The following is a 19724-nucleotide window of genomic DNA, read 5'->3' as shown; positions in this document are numbered from 1 at the left end:
ACATGACTTCAGGTGGTGTTCAGATCTCGCCGCGGAGCTTGGCGAGGGCCTCGGCGAGGATCGCCTCGCCGTCGGCGTCCGTGCGCCGCTCCCGTACGTACGCCAGGTGCGTCTTGTACGGCTCGGTGCGCGGCGGCGCGGGCGGGTTGTCCCGGTCCTGGCCGGCCGGGAACCCGCAGCGCGGGCAGTCCCAGGTGTCCGGCACCTGCGCATCGCTGGCGAAGCTCGGCTGCGTCTCGTGCCCGTTCGAGCACCAGAAGGAGATGCGCAGGCGGGGCGCGGACTCGCCGCGCTCGGCCTCACCCATCGGCCCCGCTCCGACCCGGCTACCACGGATCGCGTTGCCACTTGCCACGGTCGTAACTCCCTGCGTGATGGTGCCGCGGAGCGTGAGTGGAATTTTCCGCCGCGGGCGCCCAAGTCTACGTAAGGCCCAACGCACGTCCAGTGAGCGGAGTTACTGCTTCCACGCCATGGACGCCGGACCCCAATGATAGGCCGGGCGGAGCCGACCGTACTGCCGGATGGCCAGAACGGTCAGCTGCTCGACTTCATCATGAGCCCGAGCGCGAGGATGCAGGCGAACCACAGCAGACCGACCACGACGGTGATGCGGTCCAGGTTCCGCTCCGCGACGGAGGAGCCGCCGACCGACGACTGCATGCCGCCGCCGAACATGTCGGAAAGGCCGCCGCCCTTGCCCTTGTGCATCAGCACGAGCAGCATCAGCAGGCCGCTGAAGACGATCAGGGCGATCGAGAACCCCATAATCACGGCTGATTCCTACTTTCTGGCTTTTCTGGCATTCCGGCTGTGCTGGATGTGCGCGGGGGCCAGTGGCTGCTGTTGCGCCTCCTGGCCCCCGCAAGGGTACGACGGATCCGTCCTACCGCATACTCATCGCCGTGCCTACTGGTCGCGGAAGCGGACGATCTTGACGAACTCGTCCACGTCCAGTGCCGCGCCGCCGATCAGGGCGCCGTCGACGTCGGGCTGGGCCATGATCGCCGCGATGTTCCCGGACTTCACCGAGCCGCCGTACTGGATGCGGACCTTGTCGGCCAGCTCCTGCGAGTACAGCTCCGCGAGACGGCCGCGGATCGCCCCGCAGACCTCCTGGGCGTCCTCGGGGGTGGCGACCTCGCCGGTTCCGATGGCCCAGACGGGCTCGTACGCGATCACGATGGACTCGACCTGCTCGGCCGGGATGTCCTTGAGGCCGCCGTCGACCTGGTTCAGCGTGTACGGGACCTGCTGGCCGGCCTTGCGGACGTCCAGGCCCTCGCCGACGCACAGGATCGGGGTGAGCCCGTGCTTGTAGGCGGCCTTGACCTTGGCGTTGCAGAGCTCGTCGCTCTCGCCGTGGTACTGCCGGCGCTCACTGTGGCCGACGGCCACGTACGTGCACTTCAGCTTCGACAGCATCGAGCCGGAGATCTCGCCGGTGTAGGCGCCGGAGTCGTGCGCGGAGATGTCCTGGGCGCCGTACTTGATCTTCAGCTTGTCGCCCTCGACCAGGGTCTGGACCGAGCGGAGGTCGACGAAGGGCGGCAGGACCGCGACCTCGACGGCGTCGTAGTCCTTGTCGGCGAGTGCGAAGGCGAGCTTCTGGGCGTGGGCGATGGCCTCGAGGTGGTTGAGGTTCATCTTCCAGTTGCCCGCCATCAGCGGGGTGCGGGTGGTCATGTGGTGTCAGCCCTCCAGGGCGGCGAGGCCGGGGAGCGTCTTGCCCTCGAGGTATTCGAGGGAGGCGCCGCCACCGGTGGAAATGTGGCCGAAGGCCTTCTCGTCGAAGCCGAGCGTACGCACGGCCGCGGCCGAGTCGCCGCCGCCGACGACGGTGAAGGCGTTGCTGTCGACCAGGGCCTGCGCGATGGCGGTGGTGCCGCCCGCGTAGTCCGGGTGCTCGAAGACGCCGACCGGGCCGTTCCAGAACACGGTCTCGGCATCGGCGATCTTCGACGCGTAGAGCTCACGCGTCTTGGGGCCGATGTCCAGGCCCTCCTTGTCGGACGGGATGCCGTCCGCGTCGACGGTCTCGAAGACGGCCGGGGTCTTGCCCTTGAGGTCCGGGAAGTCCTTGGAGACCAGCACGTCGACCGGGAGCACCAGCTCGACGCCGGTGGCCTTGGCGCGCTCCATGTACTCCGTGACCTTCGGGATCTGGTCCTCCTGGAGGAGGGAGATGCCGACCTCGTGGCCGAGGGCCTTGAGGAAGGTGTACGCCATGCCGCCGCCGATGAGGATGCGGTCGGCCTTGCCGAGCAGCTGGTCGATGACGGCGAGCTTGTCGGAGACCTTGGCGCCGCCGAGGACGACGACGTACGGGCGCTTGACCTCGTCGGTCAGCTTCTTCAGGACGCCGACCTCGGTGGCGATGAGGTAGCCGGCCGCGTGCGGGAGGCGCGCGGGGAGGTCGAAGACCGAGGCGTGCTTGCGGTGGACGGCGCCGAAGCCGTCACCGACGTACACGTCGGCGAGCTCCGCGAGCTGGTCGGCGAAGGCGCCGCGCTCGGCGTCGTCCTTCGCGGTCTCGCCGGGGTTGAAGCGCAGGTTCTCGATGACGGCCACCTGGCCGTCGGTCAGGGCCGCGACGGTCGCCTTTGCGGAGTCGCCGACGGTGTCGGTGGCGAACGCGACGTCCGCACCGAGCAGTTCGCCGAGGCGCTTGGCGGCCGGGGCGAGCGAGAAGGCCGGGTCCGGGGCACCCTTGGGGCGGCCCAGGTGCGAGGCCACGATGACGCGGGCGCCGGAGGCGGCGAGCTTCGCGATCGTGGGCTGGACGGCGCGGATGCGGCCGTCGTCGGTGATGCTGCCCTGGGCCAGCGGGACGTTGAGGTCGGCGCGGACGAAGACCCGCTTGCCCTTGACGCCCTCGGCGAGCAGTTCGTCGATCGTCTTCATGTGTTTCTACTCCTTTGAGCCCTTCTCGCGAAGGGCGAGGAAGGGAGAACGAGACAAGCAACAGGGCCCGTGCGGCGCTTCGTCGCGCAGCCCGGACCCTGTGCTCACATCGTGGTGCCTACCTTAGAACCGGGTGACCTTAGAGCTGGCCACCGACGAAGACCGTGAGGTCCACGAGACGGTTGGAGTAGCCCCACTCGTTGTCGTACCAGCCGACGATCTTGACGCTCTTGCCCTGGACCATGGTCAGGGAGGAGTCGAAGGTGCAGGACGCGGGCCAGTTCACGATGTCGGAAGAGACGATCGCGTCCTCGGTGTAGTCGAGGATGCCCTTCAGCTGGCCCTCGGCGGCCTTCTGGAACGCGGAGTTGACCTCGTCCTTGGTGACCTCGCGCTCGAGCTCGATGACCAGGTCGGTCACGGAGCCGGTCGGGACCGGGACGCGCATCGCGATGCCGTCGAGCTTGCCCGCCAGCTCCGGGATCACCAGCGCGGTGGCCTTGGCGGCACCGGTGGTGGTCGGGATGATGTTCTCGGCGGCGGCGCGGGCGCGGCGCAGGTCCGAGTGCGGGAAGTCCAGGATGCGCTGGTCGTTCGTGTAGGCGTGGACCGTCGTCATCATGCCCTTGACGATGCCGAAGTTCTCCAGGAGGACCTTGGCCATCGGCGCCACGCAGTTGGTGGTGCAGGAGGCGTTGGAGATGACGTGGTGGTTGGCCGCGTCGTACTTGTCCTGGTTGACGCCCATCACGATCGTGATGTCCTCGTCCTTGGCCGGAGCCGAGATGAGGACCTTCTTCGCGCCCGCGGCGATGTGCTTGGCGGCGTCGGCCTTCTTCGTGAAGATGCCGGTCGACTCGATGACGATGTCGGCGCCCAGCTCACCCCAGGGGAGGTTCGCGGGGTCGCGCTCGGCGAAGGTCTTGAAGGTGTTGCCGGCGACGGTGATGCTGTCGTCGGTGTGGGAGACCTCGGCCTTGAGGCGGCCCAGAATGGTGTCGTACTTGAGCAGGTGCACCAGAGTGGCGTTGTCAGTCAGGTCGTTGACACCGACGATCTCGATGTCCGCTCCCTGCTCAAGGAGCGCCCGGAAGTAGTTGCGGCCAATTCGGCCAAAACCGTTGATGCCTACGCGGATCGTCACGAACCGATCTCCTCGTTGGTGCGCCGGTAAGTGCGCCGGCGAGCTGTATGGGATGTCCCCGACCGCTTACGACCCTACCTCTCCGTGAGCTTTTGAGTGACATCGGCCGGAGCCTGACACTCCCCCTACTTGGCGGGGGACCCGCGCCGAGGCCCCGTACCGGCTGTTCCGGTACGGGACCTCGGGGACTTTCTCCCCGTCACTCAGAGTGAGCACCGGGAGGGCTGCTGATCAACGATTCAGCGCCCGCAGTGCCTTACCGACGAGTACGGCTCGATCAGCCGCCGCCGGTACGTGCTCGAGGCCGAAGCCCAGCAGAACGGTGTCACGCGTAGTCACCGCTGCATAGGACTTGAACAGCTCTCCCGACCGGGACCAGTCTCCCGGAACCTCAGGGCTTCCGGCAGGTGCGCCCTGGGCCGTCCAGTCGCCGAGCGAGGTCTCGAAGCCCTCCACGGGCTGGTCCGTGCCGCCGACGTTCAGGCGTGCCTCGTCCGCGAAGACGCCGCGACCGCCCGAGCCGCCGTCGGTGATGTAGGAGAGCGAGACCTCGACGGACTTGCCCGCGTAGGCGCTCAGGTCGAAGGAGACCTGCTTCCAGCCGCCGGAGGAGGCCGTGAAGCTGTTCCACTTCCCGCTGGTGCCCTGCGGGGTGCAGCTGCCGCCCTCAAGGGTGAGGTAGTGGCGCAGGAACGGGTGGCCGTTCACGAAGAACCCCGCCCCGCACTCCTCGGGAACGGTGGTGCTGCTCAGGCCGCCCGCGTCCGGGAGGGTGGTCCAGTCGTCCCCGCCGGCCGTACGGGCCTCCAGCGCGGCGTGGTCGTAGCCCTCCTCGACGTTCCAGCTCATCGCGAGCTTCAGCTGCGGCTTGTCCGCGGCGGAGACCTTGGTGAGGTCGATCGTGCGGGTCAGCCGCTTCCAGTCGTCGTCCTCGTGGAGGGCCGAGGCCATCCAGCTGCCGGCGTAGGGGGCGTACGGGTTGACGACCCCGCCGAACTGACCGGCCTGCGCGCTCTTGAACTGCGGGAACTGCGCGGGGGCCAGGGTGTCGGAGGTGACCGTGTAGGAGCCGGGGGCGTTCAGCGGGTTGCCCGCGGCGTCGCCGAGCGCGCCCTTGGCCCCGTTCAGGACTCCGGCGCCGGTGAAGCCGGTGGCGCCGCTGACGCTCGTGCGGCCGTAAGCGCCGAGCCAGTACTGGCTGAAGTCGTTGGTCACGGCGCGGCCGACCTGGGCGTTGCCGCCCGCCAGCTCACCGGCCTCGATCAGCTTGCCGCCCTCGTTCAGGAAGTCGCGGACCGCCAGCTGGGTGTCACCGCCCGGGGTCTTGGCCCCGGTGTAGTGGACGGCCGTACGGAAGTGGGCGAGCACCCCGAGGTGGTGCGGCGTCCCCTGGGTCGCGACGTCCCAGACCGCCGCGGAGCGGCCGTTGGCGCGCAGGGCGTCGACGTAGCTCTGGGCGTGCTGGGCCTTGGCGCCCTCCTCCGCGATCACCAGCACGTCCGCGCGCGGCCGCTCGGCCACCGTGTACGTGAAGTGCTCGCTGGAGACCTGCTTGCCGGAGCGGTCGCGGCCGGTGAACCAAACCTCGACCTTGTCGCCGGGCTTCGCGCCGTCCACCTTGGCCCGGTACTCGTCGAACCAGTTGTTGTCCTCGCCGCCGTAGACGTCGCCGCCCTTCCAGGCCTTGAGGTCCTCGTCGTGCGTACGGCCGCCGTTGATCCGGAAGTTGAGCTCCTTGTCCTTCAGCGCCTTGCGGGCCGTGACGGCGACCGTCTGGTCCTCGCCGCGGGCCACGTAGGAGGTGGTGAAGGGGTCCAGGGTGAAGTCCGCGGCGCTCAGACCGACGACGGACTCCGGGCGGTCCGGGTGCGCGGCGCTCTCGCCGACCGACAGGGCGAAGGTGACGTTCTTGGCGAACTCCGCCTGGATGAGCTTCTCGTCGTCCGGGAAGTTGAAGCCGGAGGCGCAGTCCTCGGGCTTCCACCGGTCGTTCGGGTCGCTCGCGGAGGCCGTCTGGCAGGTGGTCATCTCCGGCGTGAACATCATGACGCCGTTGACGTTGGCGGCGTGGCCGTCGGCCTCGCCGTTGGTGGTGTAGAGCTCGGAGGACACCTGCGGGTAGTAGCCCGGGACCGCGGGGTTCTCCGGGGTGCCCGCGAGCGCCTTGTAGGCGACGTCGTCCGGGGTGGGGGTGGCCACCTGCCAGCCCACGCCGTAGAGCAGCAGCTCGGCGGCGGAGTGGTAGTTGATGGCGTACTCGAAGCCGATGCGCTTCTCGAAGGCGTCGAGCGCGACGGTCTCGGGCTCGGAGGCGGCCTTGGGGCCCCGGTAGGTCTCGCTCGACTGGCTGGGCGAGGAGCCCTCGTTGTCGTAGCCCCACTTGTAGGCGAAGTTGCGGTTGAGGTCGACGCCGTCGACGGCCGTGTGCTTGCCGTCGCCGTTGTTGTCGCGCATGTTCTTGCGCCACAGCCGCTCGCCGTCGGGGGCGTGCGTGTAGTCGTACCCGTCGGGGTTGGCCGAGAGCAGGAACCACAGCTCCGTGGAGTCCACCAGCTTGGTGACCCGCGGATCCTTGCCGTAGTTGTCGACGGTGTGGTGCATCAGCCGCCGGGTCATCTCCGGGGTGATCCACTCGCGGGCGTGCTGGTTGGACATGTAGAGCACGGCCGGCTTGTCGCCGTCCTTGGTCTTCTTGGCGTTCTTGGTGACCTTGAGGGCGAGGATGTCCTTGCCCTGGACGGTCTTGCCGATGGAGACGACCTTGGTGAGCGCCGGGTTCTCCTGGGCGGTCCGCAGGATCTCCTCCTGGAGTCCGCCCTTGCCGCTGTACGGGCGGAACACCCCGTCCCCGGCGGCCTTGGCGCGGGCGAGTCCCTCGCCGGGGACCTCGCGTTCGGCGAGCTTGACGCCCTGGGCCGCGAGCTGCTTGGCCTGATCACCGGTGAGGAAGAGCTCGACCTTGGCGGTGCCGCTCTCCGGCGCGCGTTCGGCCAGCTCGTGCGCGTCCTGGCCGGCGGCGAGGACGAGCGGGACCTGCTCCTTGGTGATGTCGGCGTCGTAGACCCGGACCTCATCGGCGCCGGATGCCGCGTCGGGGCCGGGCTGGGCCTGCGCCGACACGGGTAGCGCGGCGAGTGCGGTGCCGAAGACGAGTGCGCTTACGGCGAGGATCGATCTCGCTCGGTGCCTCATATGCCCCCCTGGGCGTCGTCTGCCACGAAAGTGTCCGGACGAAAGGCTCACGACCAGTCCATGCCCATGTCAATGGGGCGTGGTACGGGAAGGGGGCCCGCACGAGTGATCGTGCAGGCCCCCTCCAGAGTGGGTACGAGCTGGTCAGCCGAGTGGGTCAGCCGGCCATGTTGTCGGCCATCTCCTCGCTGAGATCGAGGTTCGACTCGGTGCCCGGGATTCCGAGGTCCTGGGCACGCTTGTCGGCCATCGCCAGCAGACGGCGGATCCGGCCCGCGACCGCGTCCTTGGTCAGCGGCGGGTCGGCGAGCGCGCCGAGCTCCTCGAGGGAGGCCTGCTTGTGCTCCATGCGCAGCCGGCCTGCCGCCGCGAGGTGCTCGGGGACCTCCTCGCCGAGGATCTCCAGCGCGCGCTGCACCCGGGCTCCGGCCGCCACGGCGGCCCGCGCGGAGCGGCGCAGGTTGGCGTCGTCGAAGTTGGCCAGGCGGTTGGCGGTGGCGCGGACCTCGCGCCGCATCCGCCGCTCCTCCCAGGCCAGCACCGACTCGTGGGCGCCGAGGCGGGTCAGCAGGGCGCCGATCGCGTCGCCGTCGCGGACCACGACCCGGTCGACCCCGCGCACCTCGCGCGCCTTGGCGGCGATGGAGAGCCTGCGGGCGGCGCCCACCAGGGCCAGGGCGGCCTCCGGACCGGGGCAGGTGACCTCCAGGGAGGAGGACCGGCCCGGCTCGGTGAGCGAGCCGTGGGCCAGGAAGGCGCCGCGCCAGGCCGCCTCGGCGTCACAGGTGGCCCCGGAGACCACCTGTGGGGGAAGACCCCGGATGGGACGGCCGCGGCCGTCCACGAGGCCGGTCTGGCGTGCCAGCTGGTCACCCCCGGCCACGACCCGGACCACGTAGCGGCTGCCGCGGCGCAGTCCGCCGGGAGCCATGACCACGAGGTCCGAGGAGTGGCCGAAGATCTCGAGGATGTCCTTGCGCAGCCGTCTGGCCGCGATCCCGGTGTCGAGCTCCGCCTCGATGACGATGCGGCCGCTCACCAGGTGGAGGCCGCCCGCGAACCGAAGAATCGCCGAGACCTCCGCCTTCCTGCAGCAGGTCCGGGTGACGGGGAGGCGGGAGATCTCATCCTTCACCGCGGGCGTCATCGCCATGGGCCGATCCTTCCATGCATCCGAAAAATACGGTCGTACGCGGCGGCGAGCAGCTCCGGATCATGCTTCGGAGACCCGTCTTCCCTGGCCACGGGCGCCAGCTCGACCGCGGCACCGAACCGTTTTGCGGCATCGGCGAGGGACTCGCGGTCGGGCACGGCGGCCTCGTCGGCCAGCACCACGTCCAGGGCGAGTTTAGGGGCGTGTCGGGCCAAAACCTCCAAATGACGCTGCGGAGAGAAGCCCTCTGTTTCGCCGGGCTGCGGAGCGAGGTTCAGCGAGAGGACCCGGCGGGCCTTCGTCTCGACCAGCGCGTCGAGCAGTTCCGGCACCAGCAGGTGCGGAATGACGGAGGAGAACCAGGACCCCGGACCCAGGACCACCCAGTCGGCGTCCAGGACCGCCGCGACGGCCTCCGGCACGGCCGGCGGGTCGCTCGGCACCACCTGTACGGAGAGCACCTCGCCCGGGGTCAGCGCCACCGTGGCCTGCCCGCGGACGGTGTCCACGTCCTCGGGCCGGGCCGGATCGTGCCCCTTGACCAGGGCCTGGAGCTCCAGCGGCACCGCCGACATCGGCAGCACCCGGCCTTGTGCGCCGAGCAGCCTGCCGACCAGGTCGAGGGCCTGGACGGGATCGCCGAGCTGTTCCCACAGGGCGACGATCAGCAGGTTGCCGACCGCGTGCCCGTGCAGATCGCCCTCGGACTGGAAACGGTGCTGGATGACGCGGGCCCAGGTCTGGCCCCAGTCGTCGTCCCCGCACAGCGCGGCCAGCGCCTTGCGCAGGTCGCCGGGCGGCAGCACGCCGAGCTCCTCGCGGAGCCGGCCGCTGGATCCGCCGTCGTCGGCGACGGTGACCACCGCGGTCAGGTCACCGGTGATGCGGCGCAGGGCGGCGAGGGAGGCCGACAGGCCCTGGCCGCCGCCGAGCGCCACCACCTTGGGCGTGGCGCCGCGCCGGCGGCCGGAGCGGCCGGAGCGGCCCACGCCGTCCTCGTCCCGTCCCGGGGTGAGGCGGCGCAGGCGGCTCAGCCGCGGGGTCCGTGCGGTCACTCGCGCCCCATGTCCCGGTGGACTACGACGGTCTCGACTCCCTCGGAGGCGAGGCGGGCGGCGAGCTTCTCGGACATGGCCACGCTGCGGTGCTTGCCGCCCGTGCACCCGACCGCGATGGTCACGTAGCGCTTGCCCTCGCGGCGGTAGCCGGTGGCGATGAGCTGGAGCAGCTCGGTGTAGCGGTCGAGGAACTCCTTGGCACCGGGCTGGCTGAAGACGTACCCCGACACCTCCTCGTTGAGCCCGGTGAAGGGGCGCAGCTCCGGCACCCAGTGCGGGTTCGGGATGAAGCGGCAGTCGACGACGAGGTCGGCGTCGACGGGCAGGCCGTACTTGTAGCCGAAGGACATGACGGTGGCCCGCAGCTCGGGCTCCTCGTCCCCGGCGAACTGGGCGTCCATCTTCGCGCGCAGCTCGTGCACGTTCAGGCTGGAGGTGTCGATCACCAGGTCGGCGTCGCCGCGCAGCTCGCGCAGCAGGTCGCGCTCGGCGGCGATGCCGTCGGTGATGCGCCCGTCGCCCTGGAGCGGGTGCGGGCGCCGGACCGATTCGAAGCGGCGGACCAGCGCGTCGTCGGAGGACTCGAGGAAGACGATGCGGCGGGTGACGCCCTTGCTGTCGAGGTCGGCGAGGGACTCGCGCAGGGCGTCGAAGAACTGGCGGCCGCGGACGTCGACGACGACGGCGATGCGCGCCACGTTGCCCTGGGAGCGGGCGCCGAGCTCCACCATGGTGGGGATCAGCGCCGGCGGGAGGTTGTCGACGACGAACCAGCCGAGGTCCTCCAGACACTTGGCCGCCGTACTGCGGCCGGCCCCGGACATCCCGGAGATGATCACCAGCTCGGGGATGGCCGCCTCGGCGGTCTCGCCGGGCTCCGCTGTCGTGCCCGTACTCACCTGTGCTCCGTCTCGGTCGTGCGTGGTCTCGTGCTCGGTCATTGCTCGGTCCCCCGTTCGGACGATGTCTTCCGGCTACTGCCGGAAGGTTCCCCCACCCGCGGGGGCGGGGTTCTCATCCTCAATGATCTCTCCTGTGGCCGTGTTGACGGCGGGACCGGCGGGAACCGTCTGGGCGAGGGCCACGGCCACGGCCTCGGCCGTCTTGCGGCCTATGCCCGGGACCTCGCAGATCTGGTCGATTGTCGCCTGTCGGAGCTTCTTCACCGAACCGAAGTGCTTGACCAGGGCCTGTTTGCGACTCTCGCCGAGGCCCGGCACCTCGTCCAGCGGGCCCGCCTTCAGGCGTTTTCCGCGCTTGTTGCGCTGGTACTGGATGGCGAAGCGGTGGGCTTCGTCACGGACCCGCTGGAGCAGGTAGAGGCCCTCGCTGGTGCGGGGCAGCACGACCGGGTCGTCCTCGCCGGGCAGCCAGACCTCCTCCAGCCGCTTGGCCAGGCCGCACACGGCCACATCGTCGACGCCGAGCTCTTCCAGGGCCCGCTTGGCGGCGGCGACCTGCGGCTGGCCGCCGTCGACCACGACGAGCTGGGGCGGGTAGGCGAAGCGCTTGGCCCGCCCGTCGTCCTCGGGCGCGTCGCCGTCCTCCGCCTCCCACTCGCCGGTCTTCAGCTTCTCCTGGAGGTAGCGGCGGAAGCGGCGGGAGACCACCTCGTGCATGGAGCGGACGTCGTCCTGCCCCTCGAAGGACTTGATCTGGAAGCGCCGGTACTCGCTCTTGCGGGCGAGCCCGTCCTCGAAGACCACCATCGACGCGACCACGTCGTCGCCCTGGAGGTGGGAGATGTCGAAGCACTCGATGCGCAGCGGGGCGCTGTCCAGCTCCAGGGCCTCGGCGATCTCCTCCAGGGCCCGGGAGCGGGTGGTGAGGTCGCTGGCGCGCTTGGTCTTGTGCAGGGCGAGGGACTGCTGCGCGTTGCGGTGGACGGTCTCCATGAGGGCCTTCTTGTCCCCGCGCTGCGGGATGCGCAGGCTGACCCCCGAACCGCGGCGCTCGGCGAGCCACTGGCTCAGCGCGGGAGCGTCCTCGGGCAGCGCGGGGACCAGCACCTCCTTGGGGACGGACTCGCCGGTCTCCTCCCCGTAGAGCTGCTGGAGGGCGTGCTCGACCAGGCCGGCGGTGTCGACGGCCTCGACCTTGTCGGTGACCCAGCCGCGCTGGCCGCGGACCCGGCCGCCGCGTACGTGGAAGATCTGCACGGCGGCCTCGAGCTCGTCCTCGGCGACCGCGACGAGGTCCGCGTCGGTGGCGTCGGCGAGCACCACGGCGTTCTTCTCCATGGCCCGGCGCAGCGCCCCTATGTCGTCGCGCAGCCGGGCGGCCTTCTCGTACTCCATCTCCTCGGCCGCCTCGTGCATCTCCTTCTCCAGCCGGGAGAGGTAGGTGCCGGTGCGGCCGGCCATGAAGTCGCAGAAGTCCTCGGCCAGTTCGCGGTGCTCCTCGGGAGTGACCCGGCCGACGCAGGGCGCGGAGCACTTGCCGATGTAGCCGAGCAGGCAGGGCCGGCCGATCTGCGCGGAGCGCTTGAACACGCCCGCGGAGCAGGTGCGTACCGGGAACACCCGGAGCATCAGGTCGACGGTCTCGCGGATGGCCCAGGCGTGCCCGTACGGACCGAAGTAGCGCACGCCCTTCTTCTTGGGCCCGCGCATGACCTGGACCCGCGGGTACTCCTCGTTGAGGGTGACGGCGAGGGAGGGGTAGCTCTTGTCGTCGCGGTACTTGACGTTGAACCGCGGGTCGTACTCCTTGATCCAGGAGTACTCCAGCTGGAGCGCCTCGACCTCGGTGGACACCACGGTCCACTCGACGGAGGCGGCCGTGGTCACCATGGTGGCGGTACGGGGATGCAGGCCGGCGATGTCCTGGAAGTAGCTCGCCAGGCGCTGGCGCAGGCTCTTGGCCTTCCCGACGTAGATCACCCGGCGGTGCTCGTCGCGGAACCTGTACACCCCCGGGGAGTCGGGGATCTGTCCCGGCTTGGGTCGGTAACTGGAAGGGTCGGCCATGCCAACCACCCTACTTGCGCGGTCTGACAACAAACCGCCCCGGCCAGATCCAGCCCGGTCGGCGTTTGGTCCGCTGCTGGGGGCGGAGCCCCCAGCAGCGGACCCGCAGGGCCCGGCCCTGGCGGAGCCGGGCCCTGCGGGGGGGGCGAGGTCAGGCCCCGGCGGCCCGGCGGAACCGGCGTGCGCCGAGGACGCCGAGCACCCCGACAGCAAGGGCACCGGCAGCGGCCCCGGCACCGAGCGCCACTGGCGCCCCGGGAGCCCCCGAGGGCCCGTCCTCGAAGCCGCCCGCGACACCCCGCCGGGCGTACGAGGAGCCCGGCAGCTTGTCCCCGTACGCGGCAGCCACCCGCACCCGGTACCCGTCGAGCGTGGTGCCCCCGGCGCCGACGGCCCGCTCCGCGTCCTCGTCCAGCGGCAGCACCCTGCCCCCCTCGGCCACGTACCACGCGTCGATCTGCGGCTCCCGGAACACCGTCCCGCCGGGCAGCTTCGCGGCGCCCAGCTGCGCGTAGCGGAATTCGTCGTCACCGGTGGCGATGTTCACGACCTGCCAGCCGGCGTCCGTCCGGGCGGTCCACAGCGCGGCCCGCTGTCCGTCGGAGGAGACCGCCTCGCTGGCGAGGAACTCCAGGCGGGCGACCGGCGCGCCCGCCTTGCCCGCGACGAAGTCCGGGGAGAGGTAGTGCACCGGGACGACCTCCCCCTGTATTCGAGGCTGCGCGGCCGTCAGCGAGACCTTCCCCTCTCGGGCGAAGAACCGGGAGACCGTGGCCAGGGTCTCGGGGGCGGCGGCCGCCTGCGCTGCGGCGGCCCGGGTCTCGGCCGTGGCGTCCTGGGGCTGCGGCACGGGGGCCGCGACGGCCTGCGGGGCGAGGCCGAGGAGGGCGGTGGCGGCGAGGACCGCGGCGGCGGTGGCGCGCAGGGTCATGGCGGTCACGCCCCGATCCGGTAGAGGGAGTGGGTCCAGGAGAAGGTGCTGTTGTCCACGTACCAGGCGTGCGAGGCCCAGTTGTAGCGGTCGCTGGAGGGCCACGGGTCGCCCCAGTAGACCCAGCTGCTGGCGGTGTCGTAGCCGTAGATGACGTGCATGTGGCCGCCGCCGTTGGACCACTGGATCCGGGTCTCGATCGGGCGGTTGGCGTTGATCTCGGTCTGGACGGTGGAGTACTGGAGCCAGCCGTTCACGTACGAGCCGGAGTTGATGCCCGCCCAGCGCAGGCCGGTCTGGACGTTGCCGAGGGTGGCCTGATTGTTCGGGCAGTCGGAGCCCTGCTGACGGTTGAAGGCGGCGTTGCAGAACTGGTTCTGGCTGTAGTCGCGGCCGAACCAGGTGGCGATGGTGTTGCCGCCGGCGGCCCAGCACCAGTTGGTCTTCTGCTGGGCCTGCATGGTGATGTTCAGGCGCTTGTACGCAAGGGCGGACTCGGTGCCGGCATCGGCGGCGGTGGCGGTGCCGGCACTGAGGGGCAGGGCGAGGAGCAGGGCGGAGACGAAGGCGGCGAGGGAAAGCCGCCGGTTTCGGTGGCGCATCGCGTTCCTCCCGAAGTGGGGATGTGGGGGTGGAGGAGCGCGTCCGGACGCTGTGCAGGAGCATCGTGGTGTTGTCGCGATCAGGTCAACACGCTTCAATACGCGGTGATATTGCGGTGTGAACGGTGGGGCTGCGGTGTGAACGGTTGCTGCCGTGTCACCTGGTCCCCCGGAGCCACCGCGCCATCCCCCGCGCCGACGCGAGTGAACGTTCACAGAGGAGTCGCCATGCGGCCGACCGGCGACACCGCAGACACGGCAGGAACGTCGGGAACGGCAGAGCTACGACAGCTGCTGCGCGGCGGCCCCTTCCACCTGGCCCTGCGCGCCGCCCTCGCCGCGCGCGGACTGCCCCTCCACCGGGTGCAGCACCGGCTCGCGGCACGCGGCATCAAGGTCGGCGTCACCAGCCTCAGTTACTGGCAGCAGGGCGCCCGGCGGCCCCGGCACGCGGAGTCCCTGCGGGCCGTCACCGCCCTGGAGCAGATCCTGGAGCTCCCGGACGGCGCCCTCGTCCGGCTGCTGGGCACCCCGGAATCCGGCCGCGGACCCGCCCGGCCGGCCGCCCGCCCCTACCGGGCCCTGGTGAGCGTGGGCGCCGCGGTGGAGCAGCTGCTGGACGGGATGGAGCTCCCGCCCGACGGCGGACTGCACTCGCTGGGCCACCACGAGCGGGTCCGGATCGGGCCGGGGGGCGAGATGCGGACCCGCGAGTCGCAGCAGATAGTGCGCGCCCACCGCGACGGCGTCGACCGCTACCTCGCCATCCATCACGGGGATCCGGGCTGCGACACGTCCCGGATCGAGGTGACGGCGTACGAGAACTGCCGCACCGGGCGGATCCGGCGCCACCGGGAGGCCGGGGTGGTGGTCGCGGAGCTGCTCTTCGACGCCCGGCTGCGCCGCGGGGACACGTACGTCTTCGGCTACGGCATCGAGGACGGCACGGGCGCGCGCAGCGGCGAGTACGTGCGCGGGTTCAGCTACGCGGGCGGCCAGTACATGCTCCAGGTCCGCTTCGACGAGGCGGCCCTGCCGGTGCGCTGCCGCCGCTTCGCCCGCAGCGGGCCGCAGGCCCCGCGCACCGGCCTCGCGGACCTCACCCCGAGCGGCCGGCACCGGGCGGTGCATCTGGTGGAGCAGTCGGTGCGGCGCGGGATCCTCGGGATCGCCTGGGACTGGGACTGATCGCCTTCGCGGGTCAGCCCGCGACGAGCTTGCCGTTCTCCGCCTTGACGGGGACGGCGGGCAGCGGGTCGGTGGCCGGGCCGCGCAGCACCTTGCCGGTCGCCACGTCGAAGCGGCTGCCGTGGCAGGGACAGGTGCCCTCACCCTCGACGATCTTGTCCAGTACGCAGCCGGCGTGCGTGCACTGGGCGCTGAACGCCTTGTACTCGCCCGCCGCCGGGCAGCTGACGATCAGCTTCCGCTCCCGGTAGAGCTTCGCCCCGCCCACCGGGACCTCGGCCGCTGCCCCCAGCTCCACCGGGGCGGTGGGCGTCGCGGGGGTGTTCCCGCCGCTGTTGGTCTCGGTCGAGCAGGCCGCGAGAGCCGCTCCGGCGCCGGCTGCCCCGGCGAGCGCGGCCGCGCCCCTGAGAACGGTACGGCGGGCGGGGGACGGCGACGCGGGCATGGAACTCTCCTGGTGGGACGGGCGGGGCACGGTGCACCCGACGATACCGCCGTCCGATGGGGTAGCTTCCCCCGCGTGATCGTCGTCGGCGGAGAAGCCCTCATCGACCTGGTGCCCGTCGCGCGGCCGCCGGGCGCGCTGCTGCCCCGGCCGGGCGGTGGACCGTACAACACCGCGCTCGCGCTCGGGCGCCTCGGCGCCGAGGTGGCCTTCTGCTCGCGGGTCTCGGCGGACGGCTTCGGCGAGAGCCTGCTGGCCGGGCTCCGTGCGGCCGGGGTGGACCTGTCGCTGGTGCAGCGGGGGCCGGAGCCGACCACGCTCGCCGTGCCCTCGCTGGCCCCGGACGGCTCGGCCTCGTACGGCTTCTACGTCGAGGGCACGGCGGACCGCCTGTTCACCCTGCCGCCCGCCCTCCCCGATTCCGTACGGGCCCTCGCGCTCGGCACCTGCTCGCTGGTTCTGGAGCCGGGCGCGAGCGCGTACGAGGCACTGCTGCGCCGGGAGTCGCGGCGCGGGCTGCTGACCCTGCTGGACCCCAACATCCGGCCGGCGCTGATCGCCGACCCGGCTGCCTACCGCGCCCGGTTCCTGACGCGGCTGCTGCCGTACGCCTCCGTCCTCAAGCTGTCGGAGGAGGACGCGGCCTGGCTGGGCGGCCGGGTCGGCGACTGGCTTGCGGCGGGCCCGTCGGCGGTGGTGCTGACCCGGGGCGCGGCGGGGCTGACGGTGTGGACCCGGGAGGGCGCGGAGCACTCGGTGGCGGCCCGGGCGGTCGCCGTGGCGGACACGATCGGGGCGGGCGACACCGTCAACGCCGCTCTGCTGCACCGGCTTTCGGGTGCGCAGGACGGCCCTGTCGACTGGCCGGACGTACTGGGCTACGCCGCGCACGCGGCGGCCCTGACCTGCACCCGGGCGGGCGCGGAGCCGCCGTACGCGGCGGAGCTCACCGGATAGCCGGCTCCGCCCCGGGCCCCCGCGCCGCCCGGCAACGGCGCCGCAGACGGCGAAGGGGCCCGGCCACCAGGCCGGACCCCTTCCCCGCTCAAGCTCAGCTCGGCTCGGCTCGGCTCGGCTCGGCTCGGCTCGGCGACTAGGACTTGCGGGCCCGCGCCGCCGTCTTCTTCGCCGGGGCGGCCTTCTTGGCAACTGCCTTCTTGGCAACGACCTTCTTTGCGGCGGCCTTCTTCACGGCAACCCGCGCCGGAGGCGACCCGGCGTCGGAGACCCGGTCCGCCCCCAGGATGTCCCGCAGGAACTTGCCCGTGTGGCTCGCGCCCACCGACGCGACCTGCTCCGGGGTGCCCTCGGCCACCACCAGACCGCCGCCGTAGCCGCCCTCCGGGCCCATGTCGATGACCCAGTCCGCGGTCTTGATGACGTCCAGGTTGTGCTCGATGACGATCACCGAGTTCCCCTTGTCCACCAGCCCCGACAGCACCTTGATCAGCTTCGAGATGTCCTCGAAGTGCAGACCCGTCGTCGGCTCGTCCAGCACGTACACCGTCCGCCCCGTCGACCGCTTCTGCAGCTCCGAGGCCAGCTTCACGCGCTGCGCCTCACCGCCCGACAGGGTCGGCGCCGACTGGCCGAGCCGGACGTACCCCAGCCCCACCTCGTTCAGCGTCCGCAGGTGCCGCGAGATCGTCGGCACCGCCTCGAAGAAGTCCAGCGCCTCCTCGATCGGCATGTTGAGGACTTCCGCGATGGACTTGCCCTTGTAGTGGACCTCCAGCGTCTCCCGGTTGTACCGGTCGCCGTGGCAGACCTCGCACGGGACGTAGACGTCCGGCAGGAAGTTCATCTCGATCTTGATCGTGCCGTCGCCGGAGCAGTTCTCGCACCGGCCGCCCTTCACGTTGAAGGAGAAGCGGCCCGGCAGGTAGCCGCGCACCTTCGCCTCCATGGTCTCCGCGAACAGCTTGCGCACGTGGTCGAAGACACCGGTGTACGTGGCCGGGTTCGACCTCGGCGTCCGGCCGATCGGCGACTGGTCGACGTGCACGACCTTGTCGACGAGGTCGTCCCCGTCCACCCGCGTGTGCCGGCCCGGCACCGAGCGGGCGCCGTTCAGCTCGCGCGCCAGGTGCGTGTAGAGGATGTCGTTGACCAGCGTGGACTTGCCGGAACCCGACACACCGGTCACGGCCGTGAGCACGCCCAGCGGGAAGGCGACGTCGATGTCCTGGAGGTTGTTCTCCTTGGCGCCGTGGACGGTCAGCTTCCGCTCCCCGTTCACGGGGCGGCGTACGTCCGGGATCGCGATGGACCGCTTGCCCGACAGATACTGGCCGGTCATCGACTCGGGGTTCTTCAGCAGCTCCTTGAGCGAACCGCTGTGCACCACCTTGCCGCCGTGCTCGCCCGCGCCGGGGCCGATGTCCACGACCCAGTCGGCCACCTTGATGGTGTCCTCGTCGTGCTCGACCACGATCAGCGTGTTGCCCATGTCCCGCAGCCGCACCAGCGTCTCGATCAGCCGGTGGTTGTCCCGCTGGTGCAGGCCGATGGAGGGCTCGTCCAGTACGTACAGCACGCCGACCAGGCCGGAGCCGATCTGCGTGGCGAGGCGGATGCGCTGGGCCTCGCCGCCCGACAGGGTGCCGGCGGCGCGGTTCAGCGAGAGGTAGTCCAGGCCGACGTCGACGAGGAAGCGGAGCCGCTCGTTGACCTCCTTGAGGACCCGCTCGGCGATCTTCTTGTCGCGGGCGTCGAGCCGCATCCGCCCGAGGAAGTCCGCGCACTCGCTGATCGACATGGCGGCGACCTCGGCGATGGACTTCTCCATCACCGTCACCGCGAGCACGATCGGCTTGAGGCGGGTGCCCTCACAGGTCGGGCAGGGCACCTCGCGCATGTAGCCCTCGAAGCGTTCGCGGCTGGCGTCGCTCTCGGACTCGGAGTGCCGCCGCTTGACGAAGGGCACGGCGCCCTCGAAGGCCGTGGTGTACGCGCGCTCCCGCCCGTACCGGTTGCGGTAGCGGACCTCGATCTGCGTCTTGTGCCCGTGGAGCAGGGCCTTCTTCGCGCGCACCGGCAGCCCGGCCCACGGGATGTCGGTCCGGAAGCCCAGCTCCCCGGCGAGCGCGCCGACCAGCCGCTGGAAGTAGTCCTTGGTGTGACCGAGCGACCACGGCGAGACCGCGCCCTCGTCCAGCGACTTCTCCTCGTCCGGAACGATCAGCTCCGGGTCCACCTCCATGCGCGTGCCGATGCCCGTGCACTCGGGGCAGGCGCCGAAGGGCGAGTTGAAGGAGAAGGAGCGCGGCTCCAGCTCCTCGAAGGAAAGGTCGTCGTACGGGCAGTAGAGGTGCTCGGAGTACATCCGCTCACGCTCGGGGTCGTCCTCGGCGAGGTCGACGAAGTCCAGGATGACCATGCCGCCGGAGAGGCCCAGCGCGGTCTCCACCGAGTCGGTGAGCCGTCGCTTGGCGCTGTCCTTGACGGTGAGGCGGTCGATGACCACCTCGATGGTGTGCTTCTCCTGCTTCTTCAGGGTGGGCGGCTCGGAGAGCTGGATGGTCTCCCCGTCCACCCGCGCCCGGCTGTAGCCCTTGGTCTGGAGGTCGGAGAAGAGGTCGACGAACTCGCCCTTGCGCTCGCGCACCAGCGGCGAGAGCACCTGGAAGCGGCTGCCCTCGGGGAGCGCGAGCACCTTGTCGACGATCGCCTGCGGCGACTGGCGCGAGATGGGGCGGCTGCATTCGGGGCAGTGCGGCTTGCCGATGCGGGCGAAGAGGAGGCGGAGGTAGTCGTAGACCTCGGTGATGGTGCCCACGGTCGAGCGCGGGTTGCGCGAGGTCGACTTCTGGTCGATCGAGACGGCCGGCGAGAGCCCCTCGATGAAGTCGACGTCGGGCTTGTCCATCTGCCCGAGGAACTGGCGGGCGTACGACGAGAGCGACTCGACGTAGCGGCGCTGACCCTCGGCGAAGATCGTGTCGAAGGCCAGGGAGGACTTGCCCGAACCGGAGAGTCCGGTGAAGACGATGAGTGAGTCGCGGGGCAGGTCGAGCGAGACGTTCTTGAGGTTGTGCTCGCGAGCGCCACGAACGATGAGACGGTCGGTCACGCCGGTCCGCACCTTTCTTGAGAGATGGGGGGCACGGGCCCCCGTCCCAGGGTATGGGGGGCGCCA

16 protein-coding genes are annotated in these 19724 nt (G+C 70.9%); 2 read left to right on the top strand and 14 right to left on the bottom strand.

Annotated elements, in window-relative coordinates; translation table 11 throughout:
- Positions 1–19: 19 nt before the first annotated feature.
- The 12 genes from OHA89_RS27710 to OHA89_RS27655 form a co-directional block, all read right to left on the bottom strand.
- A complete protein-coding gene (locus tag OHA89_RS27710) occupies positions 20–355 on the bottom strand; it encodes an RNA polymerase-binding protein RbpA (protein ID WP_007263454.1) in 336 nt (111 codons plus the stop codon).
- Positions 356–537: 182 nt separating this feature from the next.
- Positions 538–768, bottom strand: a complete 231-nt coding sequence (gene secG, locus OHA89_RS27705; protein ID WP_215142070.1) for a preprotein translocase subunit SecG — start codon at positions 766–768, stop codon at positions 538–540.
- 141 nt (positions 769–909) lie between these two features.
- Positions 910–1686, bottom strand: a complete 777-nt coding sequence (gene tpiA, locus OHA89_RS27700) for a triose-phosphate isomerase (protein ID WP_257556847.1) — start codon at positions 1684–1686, stop codon at positions 910–912.
- A 6-nt stretch (positions 1687–1692) separates the two neighbouring features.
- Complete coding sequence (locus OHA89_RS27695; RefSeq protein ID WP_266610389.1) at positions 1693–2904, bottom strand: phosphoglycerate kinase; 1212 nt, start codon at positions 2902–2904, stop codon at positions 1693–1695.
- Positions 2905–3043: 139 nt separating this feature from the next.
- Positions 3044–4048, bottom strand: a complete 1005-nt coding sequence (gap, locus tag OHA89_RS27690; protein ID WP_215142027.1) for a type I glyceraldehyde-3-phosphate dehydrogenase — start codon at positions 4046–4048, stop codon at positions 3044–3046.
- Between the two features lie 231 nt (positions 4049–4279).
- Positions 4280–7240 (bottom strand): M14 family zinc carboxypeptidase, encoded by a 2961-nt coding sequence (locus OHA89_RS27685; protein WP_406367340.1) that lies wholly within the window; start codon positions 7238–7240, stop codon positions 4280–4282.
- 157 nt (positions 7241–7397) lie between these two features.
- A complete protein-coding gene (gene whiA / locus OHA89_RS27680; protein WP_030009075.1) occupies positions 7398–8393 on the bottom strand; it encodes a DNA-binding protein WhiA in 996 nt (331 codons plus the stop codon).
- On the bottom strand, positions 8384–9448 hold the full coding sequence (yvcK, locus tag OHA89_RS27675; RefSeq protein WP_266610387.1) for a uridine diphosphate-N-acetylglucosamine-binding protein YvcK: 1065 nt from the start codon (positions 9446–9448) through the stop codon (positions 8384–8386). Before yvcK ends, whiA begins: the two co-directional genes overlap by 10 nt.
- The gene (rapZ, locus tag OHA89_RS27670) at positions 9445–10392 is read right to left on the bottom strand and encodes an RNase adapter RapZ (protein ID WP_030388929.1); all 948 of its coding nucleotides are present in this window, start codon (positions 10390–10392) and stop codon (positions 9445–9447) included. Before rapZ ends, yvcK begins: the two co-directional genes overlap by 4 nt.
- Positions 10393–10425: 33 nt before the next feature.
- Complete coding sequence (uvrC, locus tag OHA89_RS27665; RefSeq protein WP_266610386.1) at positions 10426–12420, bottom strand: excinuclease ABC subunit UvrC; 1995 nt, start codon at positions 12418–12420, stop codon at positions 10426–10428.
- A gap of 151 nt (positions 12421–12571) precedes the next feature.
- Positions 12572–13351, bottom strand: coding sequence for a hypothetical protein (locus tag OHA89_RS27660; RefSeq protein ID WP_406368611.1), 780 nt, complete (start codon positions 13349–13351; stop codon positions 12572–12574).
- Between the two features lie 5 nt (positions 13352–13356).
- Positions 13357–13953: a papain-like cysteine protease family protein gene (locus tag OHA89_RS27655; RefSeq protein WP_215142019.1), complete on the bottom strand. Its 597-nt coding sequence runs from the start codon at positions 13951–13953 to the stop codon at positions 13357–13359.
- A gap of 228 nt (positions 13954–14181) precedes the next feature.
- On the opposite strand from OHA89_RS27655, the gene OHA89_RS27650 reads away from it, so the two are divergent.
- Positions 14182–15141, top strand: coding sequence for a hypothetical protein (locus OHA89_RS27650; RefSeq protein WP_266610385.1), 960 nt, complete (start codon positions 14182–14184; stop codon positions 15139–15141).
- 13 nt (positions 15142–15154) lie between these two features.
- Here OHA89_RS27650 and OHA89_RS27645 read toward each other — a convergent pair whose 3' ends face one another.
- Entirely contained in the window at positions 15155–15586 is a 432-nt protein-coding gene (locus tag OHA89_RS27645; RefSeq protein ID WP_215142015.1) for a Rieske (2Fe-2S) protein, read from the bottom strand.
- 75 nt (positions 15587–15661) lie between these two features.
- Between OHA89_RS27645 and OHA89_RS27640 the strand changes: the two genes are divergently transcribed.
- Positions 15662–16543 carry a carbohydrate kinase gene (locus tag OHA89_RS27640; protein ID WP_257556838.1) on the top strand — a complete coding sequence of 294 codons (882 nt, stop codon included), beginning with the start codon at positions 15662–15664 and terminating at the stop codon, positions 16541–16543.
- A 136-nt stretch (positions 16544–16679) separates the two neighbouring features.
- Here the strand turns inward: OHA89_RS27640 and uvrA are convergent, their stop codons facing one another.
- Positions 16680–19658, bottom strand: coding sequence for an excinuclease ABC subunit UvrA (gene uvrA, locus OHA89_RS27635; protein ID WP_266610384.1), 2979 nt, complete (start codon positions 19656–19658; stop codon positions 16680–16682).
- Positions 19659–19724: the final 66 nt, after the last annotated feature.

The organism is Streptomyces sp. NBC_01546, assembly GCF_045208355.1.
Lineage (GTDB): Bacteria > Actinomycetota > Actinomycetes > Streptomycetales > Streptomycetaceae > Streptomyces.
This window is presented reverse-complemented; position numbering and strand designations above follow the sequence as displayed.